This window comes from Nonomuraea zeae (assembly GCF_005889725.1).
Classification (GTDB): domain Bacteria; phylum Actinomycetota; class Actinomycetes; order Streptosporangiales; family Streptosporangiaceae; genus Nonomuraea; species Nonomuraea zeae.
This window is the reverse complement of record NZ_VCKX01000043.1, coordinates 41,513-56,994: the sequence shown is the minus strand read 5'-3', so window position 1 is coordinate 56,994 and position 15,482 is coordinate 41,513. Positions and strand designations below refer to the sequence as shown.

At 70.9% G+C, this 15,482-nt stretch carries 14 protein-coding genes; 8 read left to right on the top strand and 6 right to left on the bottom strand.

What is annotated here, in order from left to right:
• Positions 1-6 precede the first annotated feature (6 nt).
• Positions 7-585: an NAD(P)-binding domain-containing protein gene (locus ETD85_RS16575; RefSeq protein ID WP_170246711.1), complete on the bottom strand. Its 579-nt coding sequence runs from the start codon at positions 583-585 to the stop codon at positions 7-9.
• Between the two features lie 69 nt (positions 586-654).
• Positions 655-1,251, bottom strand: a complete 597-nt coding sequence (locus ETD85_RS16570; RefSeq protein ID WP_170246710.1) for a TetR/AcrR family transcriptional regulator — start codon at positions 1,249-1,251, stop codon at positions 655-657.
• 83 nt (positions 1,252-1,334) lie between these two features.
• Here ETD85_RS16570 and ETD85_RS16565 point away from each other — a divergent pair, with 83 nt between their 5' ends.
• Positions 1,335-2,594: a cytochrome P450 gene (locus ETD85_RS16565; RefSeq protein WP_170246709.1), complete on the top strand. Its 1,260-nt coding sequence runs from the start codon at positions 1,335-1,337 to the stop codon at positions 2,592-2,594.
• On the opposite strand, the gene ETD85_RS16560 is transcribed toward ETD85_RS16565, so the two are convergent.
• Positions 2,557-2,727: a DUF3073 domain-containing protein gene (locus ETD85_RS16560; RefSeq protein ID WP_138690599.1), complete on the bottom strand. Its 171-nt coding sequence runs from the start codon at positions 2,725-2,727 to the stop codon at positions 2,557-2,559. The two genes, ETD85_RS16565 and ETD85_RS16560, sit on opposite strands and share 38 nt — an antisense overlap.
• 86 nt (positions 2,728-2,813) lie before the next feature.
• Between ETD85_RS16560 and ETD85_RS16555 the strand changes: the two genes are divergently transcribed.
• A complete protein-coding gene (locus ETD85_RS16555; RefSeq protein ID WP_020542962.1) occupies positions 2,814-3,146 on the top strand; it encodes an ArsR/SmtB family transcription factor in 333 nt (110 codons plus the stop codon).
• On the opposite strand, the gene ETD85_RS16550 is transcribed toward ETD85_RS16555, so the two are convergent.
• Positions 3,143-3,700: a hypothetical protein gene (locus ETD85_RS16550; RefSeq protein WP_138690598.1), complete on the bottom strand. Its 558-nt coding sequence runs from the start codon at positions 3,698-3,700 to the stop codon at positions 3,143-3,145. The genes ETD85_RS16555 and ETD85_RS16550 overlap by 4 nt on opposite strands.
• 76 nt (positions 3,701-3,776) lie before the next feature.
• On the opposite strand from ETD85_RS16550, the gene ETD85_RS16545 reads away from it, so the two are divergent.
• From ETD85_RS16545 to ETD85_RS16535, 3 genes are read left to right on the top strand one after another with little or no spacing between them, the layout of a single operon-like run.
• Positions 3,777-4,289 carry a PadR family transcriptional regulator gene (locus ETD85_RS16545; RefSeq protein ID WP_138690597.1) on the top strand — a complete coding sequence of 171 codons (513 nt, stop codon included), beginning with the start codon at positions 3,777-3,779 and terminating at the stop codon, positions 4,287-4,289.
• Between the two features lie 10 nt (positions 4,290-4,299).
• The gene (locus ETD85_RS16540; RefSeq protein ID WP_138690596.1) at positions 4,300-5,178 is read left to right on the top strand and encodes a 1,4-dihydroxy-2-naphthoyl-CoA synthase; all 879 of its coding nucleotides are present in this window, start codon (positions 4,300-4,302) and stop codon (positions 5,176-5,178) included.
• A 51-nt stretch (positions 5,179-5,229) separates the two neighbouring features.
• On the top strand, positions 5,230-6,153 hold the full coding sequence (locus tag ETD85_RS16535) for an aminoglycoside phosphotransferase family protein (RefSeq protein ID WP_138690595.1): 924 nt from the start codon (positions 5,230-5,232) through the stop codon (positions 6,151-6,153).
• Between the two features lie 7 nt (positions 6,154-6,160).
• On the opposite strand, the gene ETD85_RS16530 is transcribed toward ETD85_RS16535, so the two are convergent.
• Positions 6,161-7,072 (bottom strand): NADP-dependent oxidoreductase, encoded by a 912-nt coding sequence (locus ETD85_RS16530; RefSeq protein ID WP_138690608.1) that lies wholly within the window; start codon positions 7,070-7,072, stop codon positions 6,161-6,163.
• Between the two features lie 155 nt (positions 7,073-7,227).
• Here ETD85_RS16530 and ETD85_RS16525 point away from each other — a divergent pair, with 155 nt between their 5' ends.
• From ETD85_RS16525 to ETD85_RS16515, 3 genes are read left to right on the top strand one after another with little or no spacing between them, the layout of a single operon-like run.
• Complete coding sequence (locus ETD85_RS16525; protein ID WP_138690594.1) at positions 7,228-7,779, top strand: DUF1449 family protein; 552 nt, start codon at positions 7,228-7,230, stop codon at positions 7,777-7,779.
• Positions 7,779-9,929, top strand: a complete 2,151-nt coding sequence (locus tag ETD85_RS16520) for a flotillin family protein (RefSeq protein ID WP_138690593.1) — start codon at positions 7,779-7,781, stop codon at positions 9,927-9,929. The genes ETD85_RS16525 and ETD85_RS16520 overlap by 1 nt, the downstream gene beginning before the upstream one ends.
• Positions 9,930-9,935: 6 nt before the next feature.
• Complete coding sequence (locus tag ETD85_RS16515) at positions 9,936-14,807, top strand: DNA repair ATPase (protein WP_138690592.1); 4,872 nt, start codon at positions 9,936-9,938, stop codon at positions 14,805-14,807.
• Between the two features lie 162 nt (positions 14,808-14,969).
• On the opposite strand, the gene ETD85_RS16510 is transcribed toward ETD85_RS16515, so the two are convergent.
• Positions 14,970-15,449, bottom strand: coding sequence for a MarR family winged helix-turn-helix transcriptional regulator (locus ETD85_RS16510; protein ID WP_206058349.1), 480 nt, complete (start codon positions 15,447-15,449; stop codon positions 14,970-14,972).
• Between the last annotated feature and the right edge of the window lie 33 nt (positions 15,450-15,482).

Below are 15,482 nucleotides of genomic sequence, written 5' to 3'. Positions count from 1 at the left end.
AGATGTTTATAAGAGACAGCAGAGGGCCTCTGAGAGGCCGCCGCCGTCGATGGCGGTGAACCCGCCGTCCTCGATCAGCGGCACCACGGCCTTCTTGGCCTCGTCGTCGTCCCCCCAGTAGGGCATGTCGGCCCGCGCCCCGCCGCGCTGCCCCGCGATGCCGAGCTCCAGCAGCTCGTTGGGATATTTGGTGTTGAACGTGCGCACCAGCCGTACGTCCGCGCCCAGCACGCGCTGCTGGTACTGCGGGCTGGTCAGCCCGCCGGGCACGGCCACCACCACGGCGGCGCCGTCCCGCTCAGCGATCGGGTTGCTCGGATCGATGACGATCTTGCCGGTGAGCGCGGCGCCGAGCTCGGCCATCACCAGGGGGAACGCCTCCCACCCCACCGCCAGCACCACGACCTCGCCGAACCGGGCGGCCTCGATCGGCGACCCGTCGCGGGCCGGCCCGTCGGCGGCCCGCGCCGCGGCGACGGCGCGCTCGGGCTCGGCGTCGCTGAAGAGCACGTCGTGTCCGGCCACCGCGAGCAGGCGTCCGAGCGGCGCACCGAGCCTTCCTGAACCCACGATTGCAACGCGCATGTCCTGATCACCTCGTGACGGGGATCTGCCCAGCGCCGCCGGTGACATTCCTCGCTGGAGAGACCTTTGCTAGGCGATGAGGCCGGACAGGGCGGCGAGGGCGGCGACGACCTGGCCGGCGTCGGGGGTGGCGGCCGGGTCGAGCAGCCACTGCAGCATCAGCCCGTCGCTGATCGCGACCAGCACCGACACCAGCACCTCGGGCTCCACCGGCAGCTCGACGCCGAACTGCTCGCCGGCCCGCCGCAGCATGTCCGCCCCCGCCGTGCGGCAGCGGGCGTAGGACTCGGCCAGCTTCTCCTTGAGCGCGGGGGCGCGCAGCGCCGCGGGGAAGCCCTCGACGCAGAGCACGAGCTGCGGGCGCAGCTCCTCGAAGACGTCGATCAGCGCCCGCATGGCGAGCTCCAGCAGCTCTCTGGCGCTGCCGGGCCGGCCGGCGAACAGCGTCTGCTCGACGCGCTCCGTCCACTGCTCGAAGAAGGCCGCGATGGCCTCGTTGAGCAAGGCGTCCTTGCTGCCGAAGTGATAGCCGATGGAGGCCAGGTTCGTGCCGGAGGCGGCGACCAGGTCTCGTGCGGTCGTGCGGGCATAGCCCTTCTCCTGGAGGCAGCTGACTGCGCCCGCCAGGAGTCTGTCCCGGTATCCACCGGCCTCTGTTCGCGCCACGCGATCCATGCTACTGATGTATACAAGCGTCTATGACATACGTACATATACCGGAGTGTGACGTGATCCCCCCAGGACCGAGATTGCCCGCGCTGTTGCAGACCGCGCGGTTCATGGCCGACGCGCCGCGGGCGTTCGAGAGCTACCACCGCGCGTACGGCCCGATCTTCACCGTGCGCTACTCCGGCTTCCCGCCGGAGGTCTACGTGACCACCGCCGAGCTGGCCGAGCAGGTGTTCAGGACGGACCAGGGCGGCGGCCACGCGGGCGCGGCGCGCCGCGACTTCCTGGAGCATCTGGTGGGCGCCCATTCGGTGCTCACGCTCGACGGCGAGCCGTGGTGGCGGCACCGCAAGACGCTCAACCCGCCGCTACGCGCCAAGCAGGTCGCGAGCTATCACGACGACATCGCGGCGATCGCCGCGGAGCGGATCGCGACCTGGCCGCTGGGCCGGCCGTTCGGGATGCGCGATCGCATGCAGGACATCACGCTGGAGATCATCATCCGGCTGATCTTCGGGATCAGGGACGCCGGGCGCATCGGCCGGCTGCGGGCGCTGCTGCCCGGGCTGATCGAGACCGGCGGCTCGATGCAGGTCGCCATGCTGCCCGAGCGGCTGCGCGGCCCCATGGGGCGGGTGCCGTTCCTGCCGTACGGGCGCTTCCTGCGGCTGCGCGCCGAGGTGGACGCGCTGCTGTTCGAGGAGATCCGGCGGCGGCGCGGGGCGCCCGGCGGCACCGACGTGCTCGGGCGGCTGCTGGAGACGGAGCTGGACGACCAGGAGATCCGCGACGAGCTGATCACCATGCTCATCGCCGGCCACGAGACCACGGCGACCGGCCTGGCCTGGGCCTTCGAGCGGCTCCTACGCCTGCCCGACGTGCTCGGACGGCTGCCGGACGACGAGCCCTACCTCGACGCGGTGGTCAAGGAGGTGCTGCGCGTCCGGCCCGTCGTCTATGAGGCGCCACGGCTGCTCGACGCCCCGCTCCGGCTGGGCGGGTACGAGATCCCGGCCGGATGGTACGCAGGGCCGTACATCCCGCTCGTGCACCGCGACCCCGCCGCCTTCCCGTCGCCCGGGGAGTTTCGTCCTGAGCGATTCCTCGACGGGCCGCAGAGCAGGGCCTGGATGCCGTTCGGCGGCGGCCGGAGGTTCTGCGTCGGAGCGCAGCTCGCCCTGCTGGAGATGCGCGTCATCATCCGCGAGGTGCTGCACCGCCTGGAGCTCACGGCGCCCGATCAGGCGCCGGAGGCCAGACGGCTGAAGAACGTGACCCTCGCGCCCGCCAAGGAGACCCGCGTCATCGCCCGCGCTCGGACTCCTGCTCGGACGCCGTAGGCGGGTAGATCTCCTCACGCCTCCCGTCCGCACCCAGCTCCTCGCGGAGCCGGTCGTAGTCGATGTTGTGGTTGGTGTACTTCAGCTGGCGAGCGACCTTCGTCTGCTTCGCCTTGGCTCTTCCTCGGCCCATGGCTACTCCCTAGTCCCCGCTGTCATGCTATCCAACAACGTTACGACTTGAAGAATTATGCAACTGCACTGGATTAGTCTTGCAATATGCACGTGGAGGTCTATCAGGCCAAGGCCGACTTCTTCCGAACTCTCGGCCACCCCGCTCGCATCAGAGTGTTGGAGCTACTCCAGGAAGGGCCGCTGCCCGTCAGGGATCTTCTGGCCCAGATCGACATCGAGCCGTCGAGCCTCTCCCAGCAGCTCGCGGTCCTGCGCAGAGCCGGGATCGTCAGTGCGATCCGCGAGGGCAGCACCGTGGTCTACACGCTGGCCACTCCCGAGCTGGCCGACCTGCTCGGGGCCGCGCGCCGCATCCTCACCGACATGCTCGCCGACCAAGGGGAGCTGCTCGCCGAGCTGCGGGCCGAGGTCACCTAGCGGGCCGCCAGGCGGCGGCGGGCGAACGAGGGATACCAGGCCGTGAAGACGGCGGGCACGGCGAACGTGAGCACCTTGACGGCGATGACCAGCGCCGTCGCGTGGGGCGAGACGTTGAGCACGAGCGTGAGCGAGAGCGCGGCGACGGTGAAGGCGACCGCCCAGACCGTGGTGATGATCGCGTTGACGCGGTAGAACTGCGGGGTCCGCCAGACCTCCTCAGGGGCCATCGTGCGGGCGATGCCCAGCGTGAAGGGCTTGCGGATGGCCAGCGAGCCCCAGGCGGTGCCCGCCAGCCAGACGTTGACCAGCGCGGGCCCGTACGGAGTCAGCGGCGAGTGCGGGGCCACGAGCGAGATCACGGTGAGGCAGGCGAAGAAGATCGCGGCGCTCGCCTCGATCACCATCTGGTCCCACGCCTTGCCCGCCCTGCGGTCGACGGCCACCAGGACCAGAGCGATGGCCAGCCCGGCGATGGCGCCCCAGCGCCACTCGTCGCCGGTGGCGATGACGGCGTAGACGATCCAGGGGAGGAAGCCCAGCAGGCCGCGCATGTCGCATTCCCTTCCATATTCCTAAGTAGACATGTCGAAGGTAGAACCTCCTGCCTCGATATGTCAATATAGGAACATGAGCCTTCGACATGCCGTCCTGGGACTCCTCTCCGAGGGGCCCGCGAGCGGATATGACCTGATGAAGCTGTTCGACGTCTCGCTGTCCAACGTGTGGCCGGCCACGCAGAGCCAGCTCTACGCCGAGCTGGGCAAGCTGGCCGACGCCGGGCTCGTGGACGTCGTGGCCGAGGGACCGCGGGGCCGCAAGGAATATGCGATCACCGAGGCCGGCCTGGCCGAGCTGCGCCACTGGATCAGCGACGTGGAGCCGGCCTCCGTGCAGCGTAGCGACATGCTGCTGCGGGTGTTCTTCCTGGCCCAGCTCGACCCCGAGCAGGCCAGGCAGTACTTCCGGCACCAGGCCGAGCTGGCCGCCAAGCGCCTGGAGTACATGGAGAGCATCCGCGGCTTCGTCGAGGAGGGCGGCGACAACCTGTCGGTGAACGGCAGGATCGCCCTCGAATACGGCCTGCGCCTCGGGCGGGTCCAGCGGGAGTGGGCCGAATGGGCCGAAGGGCAGATCCGTTAGGCTCTCGCCCATGGTCTCCGAGCTGTTCGATCCCAAGGCGTGGCAGGCGGTCGAGGGATTCGACTTCACCGACATCACCTACCACCGGGCGGTCGACCAGGGCACCGTGCGGATCGCGTTCGACCGCCCCGAGGTGCGCAACGCCTTCCGCCCGCAGACCGTCGACGAGCTCTACCGGGCGCTCGACCACGCCCGGCAGAGCACCGACGTCGGCTGCGTGCTGCTCACCGGCAACGGCCCGTCGCCCAAGGACGGCGGCTGGGCCTTCTGCTCCGGCGGCGACCAGCGCATCAGGGGCAAGGACGGCTACCAGTACGCCGACGGCTCCACGGCCACCGGGCGCCTGCACATCCTGGAGGTGCAGCGCCTGATCCGCTTCATGCCGAAGGTCGTGATCTGCGTGGTGCCGGGCTGGGCCGCGGGCGGCGGCCACAGCCTGCACGTCGTGGCCGATCTCACACTCGCCAGTGCGGAGCACGCCCGCTTCAAGCAGACCGACGCCGACGTGGCCAGCTTCGACGGCGGCTTCGGCTCGGCCTACCTGGCCCGGCAGGTCGGGCAGAAGTTCGCCAGGGAGATCTTCTTCCTCGGCGACACCTACACCGCGGCCGACGCCCACCGCATGGGCATGGTCAACGCCGTGGTCCCGCACGCCGAGCTGGAGGCCACCGCGCTGGAGTGGGCCCGCAAGGTCAACGGCAAGTCGCCCACGGCGCAGCGGATGCTGAAGTTCGCCTTCAACGCGATCGACGACGGGCTGATCGGGCAGCAGGTGTTCGCGGGCGAGGCGACGCGGCTGGCCTACATGACGGACGAGGCCGCCGAGGGGCGCGACTCGTTCCTGGAGAAGCGCGAGCCCGACTGGTCGCCCTTCCCCTGGCACTACTAGCCGCCGGATAACGGGAGGCCGCCGGCCGGGTGTGCCGGGCAGACTGGGGGCATGAAGATCGAGGTGCCCCCGGCGTTGACCGCATCCCATGTGAAGTACGACGGGGAGGCCGGGCGCGCCTGGTCGGCCGGCCTGCCCGCGCTGGCCGAGCGGTATCTGGCCGAGTGGGGGCTCCGGCTCGACGGCGAGTCCAGGCACGGCGTGGTGTCCCTGGTGCTGCCCGTGGTCCGCGAGGACGGGACGAAGGCCGCGCTCAAGCTGCAGCCGGTCACCGACGAGAACGCCACCGAGGCCCCGGGCCTGGCCACGTGGGCGGGCGACGCGTCGGTGCTGCTGCTCGACTCGGACCCCGAGACCGGCACCCTGCTGCTCGAACGGCTCGAAGCCGACCGGTCGCTGTCGAGCCTGCCGGACGACATGGAGGCGATGGGCATCCTGGCGGATCTGCTGGCCCGGCTGACCGCCTATCCCGCGCCCGAGGGGATGCGCCGGCTGGGCGACATCGCCGGGGCCATGCTCGACGACGTGGACGCGGCCGTGGCGAAGCTGCCGCACGAGCGCAACCGCTACTGGATGCGCTGGTGCGCGGCGGCGGTCTCCGAGCTCGTCCCGGAGCCCGGCGACCGGCTGCTGCACTGGGACCTGCACTACGACAACGTGCTGGCCGCCGAGCGGGAGCCGTGGCTGAGCATCGATCCCAAGCCGCTGGCCGGCGACCCGGGGTTCGACCTGATGCCCGCGCTCGACAACCGGTGGGACGACGTGCTCGCCTCGGGCGACGTAACCCGGACGGTGCTGCGGCGCTTCGACCTGATGGTGGACCGCCTCGGCCTCGACCCGCGCCGGGCGGCGGGCTGGACGCTCGGCCGGGCGCTGCAGAACTGCCTCTGGGACGTGGAGGACGGCGGGGACGGCACGGACGAGTTCATCCAGATCCAGCTCGCCGTGGCCGAGGCCGTGCGGCGACGCCAGTGAGGCCGGGTCAGATCGTCAGGACGATCTTGCCCTGGCCGTGGCCGGTCTCGATCTCCCTGTGCGCGTCCGCGGCCTCGGCCAGCCCGTACGCCCTGCGGATCGGGAACGCGAACCGGCCTTCGGCGTACAGGGCGGCGTAGCGCCCGAGCCGCTCCGCGGTCCGCTCCCCCCGCACCACCTGGACGCCCAGCCCGTCCGCCTTGGCGTGCTCGACCAGGGTGACGATGCGCCCGCGGCCCTTGACCAGCTCGATCGAGACCTCCAGGGCGTGCCCGCCGGCGCCGTCCAGCGCCGCGTCCACGCCGCCGGGGGCGAGCGCGCGCACCCGGTCGGCCAGCCCGTCCCCGTACGCGACGGGGACGGCGCCGAGGTCGCGCAGGTAGTCGTGGTTGACCTCGCGGGCCGTGCCGATCACGGTGGCGCCGCGCCTGCGCGCGATCTGCACGGCCGCCGTGCCCACCGACCCGGCCGCGCCGTGCACCAGCAACGTCTCGCCGTCGGCCACGCCGAGCCCGTCGATGGCCAGCTCGGCGGTCTGTACGCCCGCGGTCAGCCCCCCGGCCACCTCCCAGGGCACCCCGGCCGGCTTGGCCACCACGTCGGTCCCCGCGACCACGATGTACTCCGCGTAGGCGAACAACCGGGAGAACCCGAGCACCTCATCGCCCGCCGCCACCCCGGTCACGCCCGCGCCCACCTGGTCCACCACGCCCGCGAACTCGTTGCCCGGGATGCGCGGGAAGCCGATCTCGCCCAGGTACGGCGGCAGCCACCCGGCCCGTACGGCCGCGTCGAACGGCTGCACGCCGGCCGCCCGCACCCGTACCCGCACCTCTCCCGGGCCGGCCTGCGGGGCCGGCAGCTCCATCACCTTCAGCACGTCGGGGCCGCCTGGTTCGGCGAAGGCCGCCGCTCTCATCACTTCGCTCATGGGCCCAGCCTGCTACCTCAACTTAGGCTGAGGTCAAGTGTCCTCATTTATCAGACTGTTTCGGGAACTTTCGCCTTTAGTTGCTCTTTATCTAGATATAGTCCGTCAGGACATCACCGGGGGATGGGGTACACCGAGGCGGTATGGCCGACTTCATACACACCGCACTGAGCTTTCCAACTGTTCTTTTCAGCTTCCTTCTCGTCGTGGTCATCGGTTATTGGCTGACCGTCATCACCGGCCTGTTCGAGTTGGAGGACGACGCGACGTGGCTGGGCCTCGGCGGGGTGCCCGCCGGAATCGCGCTCTCGCTGCTGATCGCGCTGGCCTGGCTGCTCTGCCTGATCGGCAGCCAGGTGGCGAGTGGCGGCCCGCTGATCGCCGTCCCTTTCGCCGCCGCGGCCCTGAGCTGGCTCGCCACCCGTGGCCTGCTGGTTCCGCTGCGCAGGCTGTTCCCCGAGGGGGACCGGCACTCGCGCGGCGACTTCGTCGGCCAGATGTGCGTGATCCGCACCGGCGCGGCAACTCCTGACTTCGGCCAGGCGGAAGTCACCGCCGCCGACGGCTCGTCCGCGGTCGTGCAAGTCCGCACGACCGGACAGGACCGTCTCGCGCGCGGAGACAACGCACTCATCTTCGAATACGACAAAGACGGCGAATTCTTCTGGGTCATGCCCTACGAAAGTGAGCATTGATGGACGTCATCTCCACCGGCTTCGGCGTATTCCTCGCCGTCATCCTGATCGTCGTGATTGGCCTGCTCGTCGTCGTCGGCCGCCTTTTCCGCAAGGTGGAACAAGGCAAGGCGCTGATCGTGTCGAAGGTCAACAAAGTCGATGTGACGTTCACCGGCGCGGTGGTCCTCCCCGTCGTCCACAAGGCCGAGATCATGGACATCTCGGTGAAGACCATCGAGATCGAGCGGACCGGCCGCGAGGGTCTCATCTGCCGCGACAACATCAGGGCCGACATCAAGATCACGTTCTTCGTCCGCGTGAACAAGACCGCCGAGGACGTCATCAAGGTCGCCCAGGCCATCGGCACCGCCAGGGCCAGCGACGAGGCGACGCTGCAGGAGCTGTTCAGCGCCAAGTTCTCCGAGGCGCTGAAGACGGCCGGCAAGCACCTCGACTTCGTCGACCTCTACACCAAGCGCGACGAGTTCCGCGATGAGATCGTCCGGCTCATCGGCACCGACCTGAACGGCTACAGCCTCGAAGACGCCGCCATCGACTACCTGGAGCAGACCGCGCTGCTCCAGCTCGACAAGAGCAACATCCTCGACGCGCAGGGCATCAGGAAGATCACCGAGCTCACGGCCATCGAGCACGTGCGCACGAACGAGTTCCAGCGCAACGAGGAGAAGGAGATCACCCGGCAGAACGTGGACGCCCGCGAGGCCATCCTCGAGCTCCAGCGCCGCCAGGCCGACGCCGAGCTCAAGCAGCGCCGCGAGATCGAGACGGTCAAGGCCCGCGAGGAGGCCGAGATCGCCCGCGTGCAGGCCGAGGAGCGGCTGCGCGCGGTGGCCGCCAGCATCAAGACCGACGAGCAGCTCGGCGTGCAGCAGGAGAACCAGGCCCGCGAGATCGCGGTCGCCGAGAAGAACCGCGAGCGCGTGATCGCGATCGAGAGCGAGCGCATCGAGAAGGACCGCATCCTGGAGGTCATCGCCCGCGAGCGGGAGACCGAGCTGTCGCGCATCGCCAAGGACAAGGAGGTCGAGACCGAGAAGCGGTCGATCGCCGAGGTCATCCGCGAGCGCATCGCCGTCGACAAGACGGTCGCCGAGCAGGAGGAGAGCATCAAGCGGCTGCGCGTGGTCGAGGAGGCCGAGCGCACCCGCCAGAGCGTGATCATCGCCGCCGAGGCCGAGGCGCAGGAGAACCTGGTCAAGGACATCAAGGCGGCCGAGGCCGCGGAGGCGGCCTCCAAGTTCAGGGCCCGCGAGGAGCTCGTGCTCGCCGAGGCCAGGCAGCAGGCCGCCGAGCTCGACGCGCGCGCCAAGATCCGGCTGGCCGAGGGCATCCAGGCCGAGACGGCCGCAGGGGGGCTGGCACAGGTGCAGGTCAGGGAGCGCGACGCCGAGGCCATCGAGAAGGTCGGCCGCGCCGAGGCCCTGGTGCTGAAGGAGAAGCTCGCGGCCGAGGCCGAGGGCGCCAAGGCCATGGCGCTGGTCGAGGGCGACCGGCTCAAGGCCCGGGCCGAGGGTGAGCAGGCGATGGCGCTGGCCGGCGCGACCGCGGTGGGCGAGAAGCTGAAGGCCGAGGCCGAGGGCCTCACCCAGAAGGCGGCCGCGCTGGCCGCGCTGGACGAGGCCAGCAGGGGGCACGAGGAGTACCGCCTGCGCCTGGAGGCCGACAAGGAGATCCGGCTCAAGCACATCGACGTGTCCCGCCAGGTGGCGGAGTCGCAGGCCAGCGTGCTGGCCGCCGGGCTCGCCAAGGCGAACATCGACATCGTCGGCGGCGACACGATGTTCTTCGACAAGGTGGTCGGCTCGATCACCGCGGGCAAGGTGGTGGACGGCTTCGTGGACCACTCCGAGGTCGCGGGGGCGCTGGTGGCTCCGTACGTCAACGGGAGCGCCAGCCTGGCCGCCGACCTCGCCAACGTGATCGGCGGGGTGCGCAGCGAGGACCTGAAGAATTTGACCGTGTCCGCCCTGCTGATGCGGCTCATCCAGAACGGCGGCCCGCAGTCGACCGCGCTCGGCGAGCTGCTGGAGACGGCCCGCCGGCTGGGCGTGGCCGACTCCACGGTCGCCGCGCTGGGCAGCCCGGTCAGCGGCCCGGTCAGCGGCCCCGTCAACAGCGCGGTGAGCCTGTCCGGGGCGAAGGGCTGACGATCTGTGGGCACTCTGCAAGCGGGCACGGAGCTGGAGGCGGGGACGTACGAGGTCCTCAGGAACCGGCTCCAGGCCCAGGCCAAGGCGCTGGCGGCGGCGGCCGGGGCGCTCAACGGGCAGCGGCTGCGCGTCTTCGGCGGCGCGGAGCTGCGCCTGCTGGGCACCGAGCGGATCAGGACCGAGAACAACTGCGTCCCCAGGGACATCGTCTCCCTGGGTGACGTGATGCTGTTCGGCTACAACGTCTTCATCGGGCTCAAGCCGGAGACGGCGGTGGCCGACGTGTTCGCGGTGCACCGCTTCTCCAGGGACGGCGACGCCTTCCGGTTCGACGCCGACAAGCTGGAGACGCTGGATGACGCGGCGTTCAGGAAGGACTTCGCCGAGCTGTACCGCTATTACAAGGAGACGCGGCTGCAGCAGCTCAGGCGGGTGGACGGCAAGCTGCTGGCGGTGTTCCAGACGGGCCCGGCGGACCTGCGGGTGCTCCGCTGGACGGTCAGCAACGGCGGAGTCCCGAAATATGTGGACAACAGGGGGGAGCGTGATCACACCTTCCCCCCGTCCCACGACTTCGAGTGGACGCCGACCACCCGCGACGACCACGTGCTCGGCCGCCATCCGCACATCTCCATCGGCGGCGAGGTCTTCGTCGAGACCGTCGGCGGCGACCTGACCATCAAGATCGAGGACAACACGGAGTCCGGCGCGGGCATCTACGCCGAGCCGGTCAGCGAGCCGCTGCAGAGCCTGGCGGACGCCGACGTCGAGTACGCCCGCGTGGGCCCGCTCATCCTCATGCGGATCAGGCCGTACAAGGAGCCGGACTGGCGTCACCTGGTCTTCAACACCCGGACGAAGGCCGTGGTCCGCCTCGACGGCATCGGGCAGGCCTGCCAGCGCCTGCCCGAGGACCAGGGCCTGATCTTCCCCGGCGGCTACTACCTGACGACCGGGCTCAGCAAGACGTTCGACACGGACGTGACGGACCTGGAGTTCGAGCGGGTGGTCCGCTCGCCCAACGGCGAGGACGTCCTGTACGTCTTCCACGCCAGGGGCGACGGCCGCTCGCTGCTGCTGCCGTACAACGTGATCAGGAAGGAGGTGGCCAACCCCATCCTGTGCCACGGCTACTCGCTGTTCGACGACGGCACGATGGTGGTCTTCCGCGCCACCTCCGAGGAGCCGACCAGGGTCCACCCGATGCAGGTGTGGCAGACCCCGTACGTGTCCGACACCTACGCCGCCGCCCAGCCCGTGGGGACGGGCCCGCTGGAGCGCATCGGCAACGCCGAGCTCGTCCGCGGCATCTCCGACTGCCTGTCCGTGGCCCGCATGGTCGAGGAGATGGCGCCGTCGGCCGGGACGTTCGAGGGGCTGATCGCCGCCTGCACCCGGGCCTTCGACTCCTACCACTGGCTCGGCGAGCACGGCCTGGTCGGGCCGCTCACCGACGTACGCGCCACCGCCGAGCAGGTGCTCGACGAGTACGAGAACGTCGAGCAGCTCACCCGGCTGGCGGCGCAGACCCTCGCGGAGGCCGAGGAGGAGACCACCCACCTGGTACGCCAGGCCAGGGCCGACCTCCCGGTCACCGCCGACGCCTGGGTCACCACGCTGGCCACGCTGCGCAGGGCCCAGGGGCACCTGGTGACGCTGCGCGAGGTCCGCTACATCGACCTCACCGCGCTCGACGGGCTGGCCGCCACCCTCGCGGAGGAGCTGGGCTCGGCCGGCCGGCGTGCGGTCGCCTTCCTGGAGGGCGCCGACGCGTTCACCGGCTACCACGCGGCCGTCGGCCAGCTGGCCGCCGACGCGGCCGCGATCGCCACGGTCGCCGAGTCGGCTCCCGTCGCGGACCGGCTCGCCGACCAGGCGGAGGGGCTGGAGGTGGTGACCGAGGTGGTCGGCTCGCTGGACATCGCCGACGCCACCGTCCGCACCTCCATCCTGGGCCGGATCGCCGAGGTGCTCGGCGGCGTGAACCGGGCCAGGGCCGTCCTGGACGGCCGCCGCCGCGAGCTGCTCGGCACCGAGGGGCGGGCGGCGTTCGCGGCCGAGTTCGCGCTGCTGGGCCAGGCCATCACGGGCGCGCTGGCGATGGCCGACACGCCGGACAAGTGCGACGAGCAGCTCGGCCGGCTGCTGCTCCAGGTCGAAAGCCTGGAGACGCGCTTCGGCGAGTTCGACGACTTCGCCACGCAGCTGTCCGCCAAGCGCGACGACGTGTACGAGGCGTTCTCGGCCCGCAAGCAGACCCAGCTCGACGCGCTGGCCAGGCGGGCCGACCGCCTGTTCGCCTCCGCCGAGCGCGTGCTGGGCGGGATCACCAGGCGGCTCGGCAGCCTGGGCTCGCTCGACGAGGTCAACACCTACTTCGCCACCGACCCGATGGTGGCCAAGGTCCGCTCGGCCGCCGCCGAGCTGCGCGGGCTCGGCGACGCCGTACGCGCCGAGGAGCTGGACGGGCGGGTCAAGTCGGCCCAGCAGGAGGCCGGACGCGCGCTGCGGGACCGGCTCGACCTGTTCTCCGACGGCGGCGAGACGCTGCGGCTCGGCCACCACCGCTTCGCCGTCAACACCCAGCCCATCGATCTGACGCTGGTGCCCCACGACGGCGCCATGCATTTCGCGATCACCGGAACCGACTACCGCGCGCCCGTGCCGGGCTCGTTCGCCGACACCCGGCCCTTCTGGGACCAGCTCCTGGTCTCGGAGACCCCGGAGGTCTACCGCGCCGAGCACCTGGCCGCCTCGCTGCTGGACTCGGTCTCGTCCGGCGCGCCCCTCGCCGACCTGGTGCGGCAGGCCGCCGAGTCCCGCTACGACGAGGGCTACGAGCGCGGCGTGCACGACCACGACGCCACCGCCATCCTGGACACGCTCGTACGGCTGCGCGAAGGGGCGGGGCTGCTGCGCTATCCGGCCGAGGCGCGGGCGATGGCGCAGGTGTACTGGGCGTTCGGCACGGACGACGTTTCACGTAAAACATTCGCCACCCGGGCCGGGTCGCTCGTCCGGGCACGCGCGGTCTTCGGCCGTACGCCCGCCCTCGACGCGCTGGCCGCGGAGCTGGGGGACGCGATCGCCGAGTTCGCGGCCACCCTGCGGCCGAACGCGGCCGGCCGTGCGGACTCGGCGGACCCGCGGGCGACCGCTGCCGGTCCTGCGGAGGCGGCCGTGGCGGCGCTGGCCGGGGAGTACCTGGTCGAGGAGCTGGGCGGGACCCCGGTGGGGTTCGTGACCAGCAAGGCCGCCCGCGACGTCCTCGACGGCTTCCGCCAGGCGCTGGGCCCGGTGAAGGCGCGCGAGTTCGAGGAGGACCTCAAGGCCGTGCCGCTGGCCGAGCGCCTGCAGCTCGCCCAGGCCTGGATCACCGCCTACCGCCAGGGCCCCGAGGTGGCCGAGGTCATCGCCCTGCAGCTGTGCGACCTGCCCCGCCACGACTCCAGCGCCGCCACCACGGAGACCGTTGAGGGCCTGCTCGGCGCCCACCCGCGCATCTCCGACCGCAAGCTGGAGATCAGGCTCGACGAGCTGCTCGCCAGGACGCGCAGGTTCGGGGCCGAGCGGGTCCCGGCCTTCCGCGCCTACCAGCGGCGGCGCGGCGAGCTGGTCGAGGCCGAGCGACGCCGGCTGCGCCTGGACGAGTACAAGCCCAAGGTCATGAGCGCGTTCGTGCGCAACCGCCTGCTCGATGAGGTGTACCTGCCGCTGATCGGCGACAACCTGGCCAAGCAGCTCGGCGCGGCGGGCGCGGGCAAGCGCACCGACCAGATGGGCCTGCTGCTGCTCATATCGCCGCCCGGCTACGGCAAGACCACGCTGATGGAGTACGTGGCCAGCCGGCTCGGCCTGGTGTTCGTCAAGGTGAACGGGCCCGCCCTGGGGCACGAGGTGACCTCGCTGGACCCGGCGGACGCGCCGGACGCGACGGCCAGGCAGGAGGTGGAGAAGATCTCGTTCGCGCTGGAGACGGGCAACAACACGCTGCTCTACCTGGACGACATCCAGCACACCTCGCCCGAGCTGCTGCAGAAGTTCATCTCCCTGTGCGACGCACAGCGCCGCATCGAGGGGGTCTGGAACGGCCGGACCCGCACCTATGACCTGCGCGGCAAGCGGTTCGCGGTCTGCATGGCGGGCAACCCGTACACCGAGTCGGGCCGGCGCTTCCGCATCCCCGACATGCTCGCCAACCGGGCCGACGTGTGGAACCTGGGCGACGTCCTGTCGGGCAAGGAGGACCTGTTCGCCCTGAGTTACGTGGACAACGCCCTCACCTCCAACCCCGTGCTCGCGCCGCTGTCCGGCCGCGACCGCTCGGACGTCGAGCTGCTCGTACGGCTCGCGCGCGGCGACACCACGGTCAGGGCCGACCAGCTCCAGCACCCCTTCAGCCGGCCCGAGCTGGACCAGATGCTCAGCGTGCTGGCCAAGCTGGTCCGGGTCCAGGAGGTCGTGCTGGCCAACAACCGGGCCTACATCGCCTCGGCCGCGCAGTCCGACGCCGCGCGCACCGAGCCTCCGTACCGGCTGCAGGGCTCGTACCGCAACATGAACAAGCTGGCCGAGCGCATCGTCCCGGCCATGAACGACGACGAGCTCGAAGCGGTGATCGACGACCACTACGCGGGCGAGGCCCAGACCCTGACCTCGGACGCCGAGGCCAACCTGCTCAAGCTCGCCGAGCTGCGCGGCCGGCTGACCCCGGAGCAGGCCGCGCGGTGGGCGGAGGTCAAGGCCGCCTACCTCAGGGGCAAGGCGCTCGGCGGGGCCGAGGACGACCCGATGACCAGGGCGGTCGGCGCGATCGGCCTGCTGGCCGACCGGGTCCACGAGGTGGGCACGGCGATCAGGGAATCGGAGCACTGAGCGGCAGCGGGACCGGGGCCCCGAGCGGCGGCGGATCGGAGCGCTGAGCCGCCGGCGTCCTGAGCCGGTCGACCAGGCGGCCTCAGGGCGTCAGGGCCTCTCGGCGGCTGGGCGGCTGGGCGTCTCGGCGGCTGGGCGTCTCGGCGCCAGAGCGCCAGGGCGTCAGGGTGCCTGTGCCACCAGTGCCTCGGTGGCCTCCCGCTGCAGCGCGGTGGCCCGGGTGATGAAGTCGAGGACCAGCTCCAGCTCGTCGTCGGTGTAGCGCTCGTACAGCCCGGACAGCGCCGCCACGAACGGCTCGAACAGCTCGGCGAACCCGGCCAGCCGCTCGTGGTTGATCTCGACGATGACCCGGCGCCGGTCCTTGGCGTCGCGCACCCGGCGCACCAGCCACTTGGCCTCCAGCCGGTCGATCAGCCCGCTGACCGTCGCGGGCGCCAGCCCCGCGTGCTGCCCGATCTCCCCCGCGGTCAGCGGCCCGAGGCGTTGCAGCAGGTCGAGGGTCTTCTCCTCGGTCATGCCCAGCCCCAGCCGCTCGCCCATGGCGCTGTGGTACATCACGGCGGCGTTGCTGTTCTCCCTGCCCGCCACGCCGAGCGCCTCCAGCAAATTCTTTCGGTGCTCCGAAATATCTCTGGACATCGCCGCTCCCGTCGCCATATATTTCGTTCGACC

Bases quoted from the DNA above. Each gene is read 5' to 3' on its own strand.
- ETD85_RS16575 (WP_170246711.1), bottom strand. From the start codon at position 585: ATGCGCGTTGCAATCGTGGGTTCAGGAAGGCTCGGTGCGCCGCTCGGA.
- ETD85_RS16560 (WP_138690599.1), bottom strand. From the start codon at position 2,727: ATGGGCCGAGGAAGAGCCAAGGCGAAGCAGACGAAGGTCGCTCGCCAG.
- ETD85_RS16555 (WP_020542962.1), top strand. From the start codon at position 2,814: ATGCACGTGGAGGTCTATCAGGCCAAGGCCGACTTCTTCCGAACTCTC.
- ETD85_RS16550 (WP_138690598.1), bottom strand. From the start codon at position 3,700: ATGCGCGGCCTGCTGGGCTTCCTCCCCTGGATCGTCTACGCCGTCATC.
- ETD85_RS16545 (WP_138690597.1), top strand. From the start codon at position 3,777: ATGAGCCTTCGACATGCCGTCCTGGGACTCCTCTCCGAGGGGCCCGCG.
- ETD85_RS16540 (WP_138690596.1), top strand. From the start codon at position 4,300: ATGGTCTCCGAGCTGTTCGATCCCAAGGCGTGGCAGGCGGTCGAGGGA.
- ETD85_RS16535 (WP_138690595.1), top strand. From the start codon at position 5,230: ATGAAGATCGAGGTGCCCCCGGCGTTGACCGCATCCCATGTGAAGTAC.
- ETD85_RS16530 (WP_138690608.1), bottom strand. From the start codon at position 7,072: ATGAGAGCGGCGGCCTTCGCCGAACCAGGCGGCCCCGACGTGCTGAAG.
- ETD85_RS16525 (WP_138690594.1), top strand. From the start codon at position 7,228: ATGGCCGACTTCATACACACCGCACTGAGCTTTCCAACTGTTCTTTTC.
- ETD85_RS16520 (WP_138690593.1), top strand. From the start codon at position 7,779: ATGGACGTCATCTCCACCGGCTTCGGCGTATTCCTCGCCGTCATCCTG.
- ETD85_RS16510 (WP_206058349.1), bottom strand. From the start codon at position 15,449: ATGTCCAGAGATATTTCGGAGCACCGAAAGAATTTGCTGGAGGCGCTC.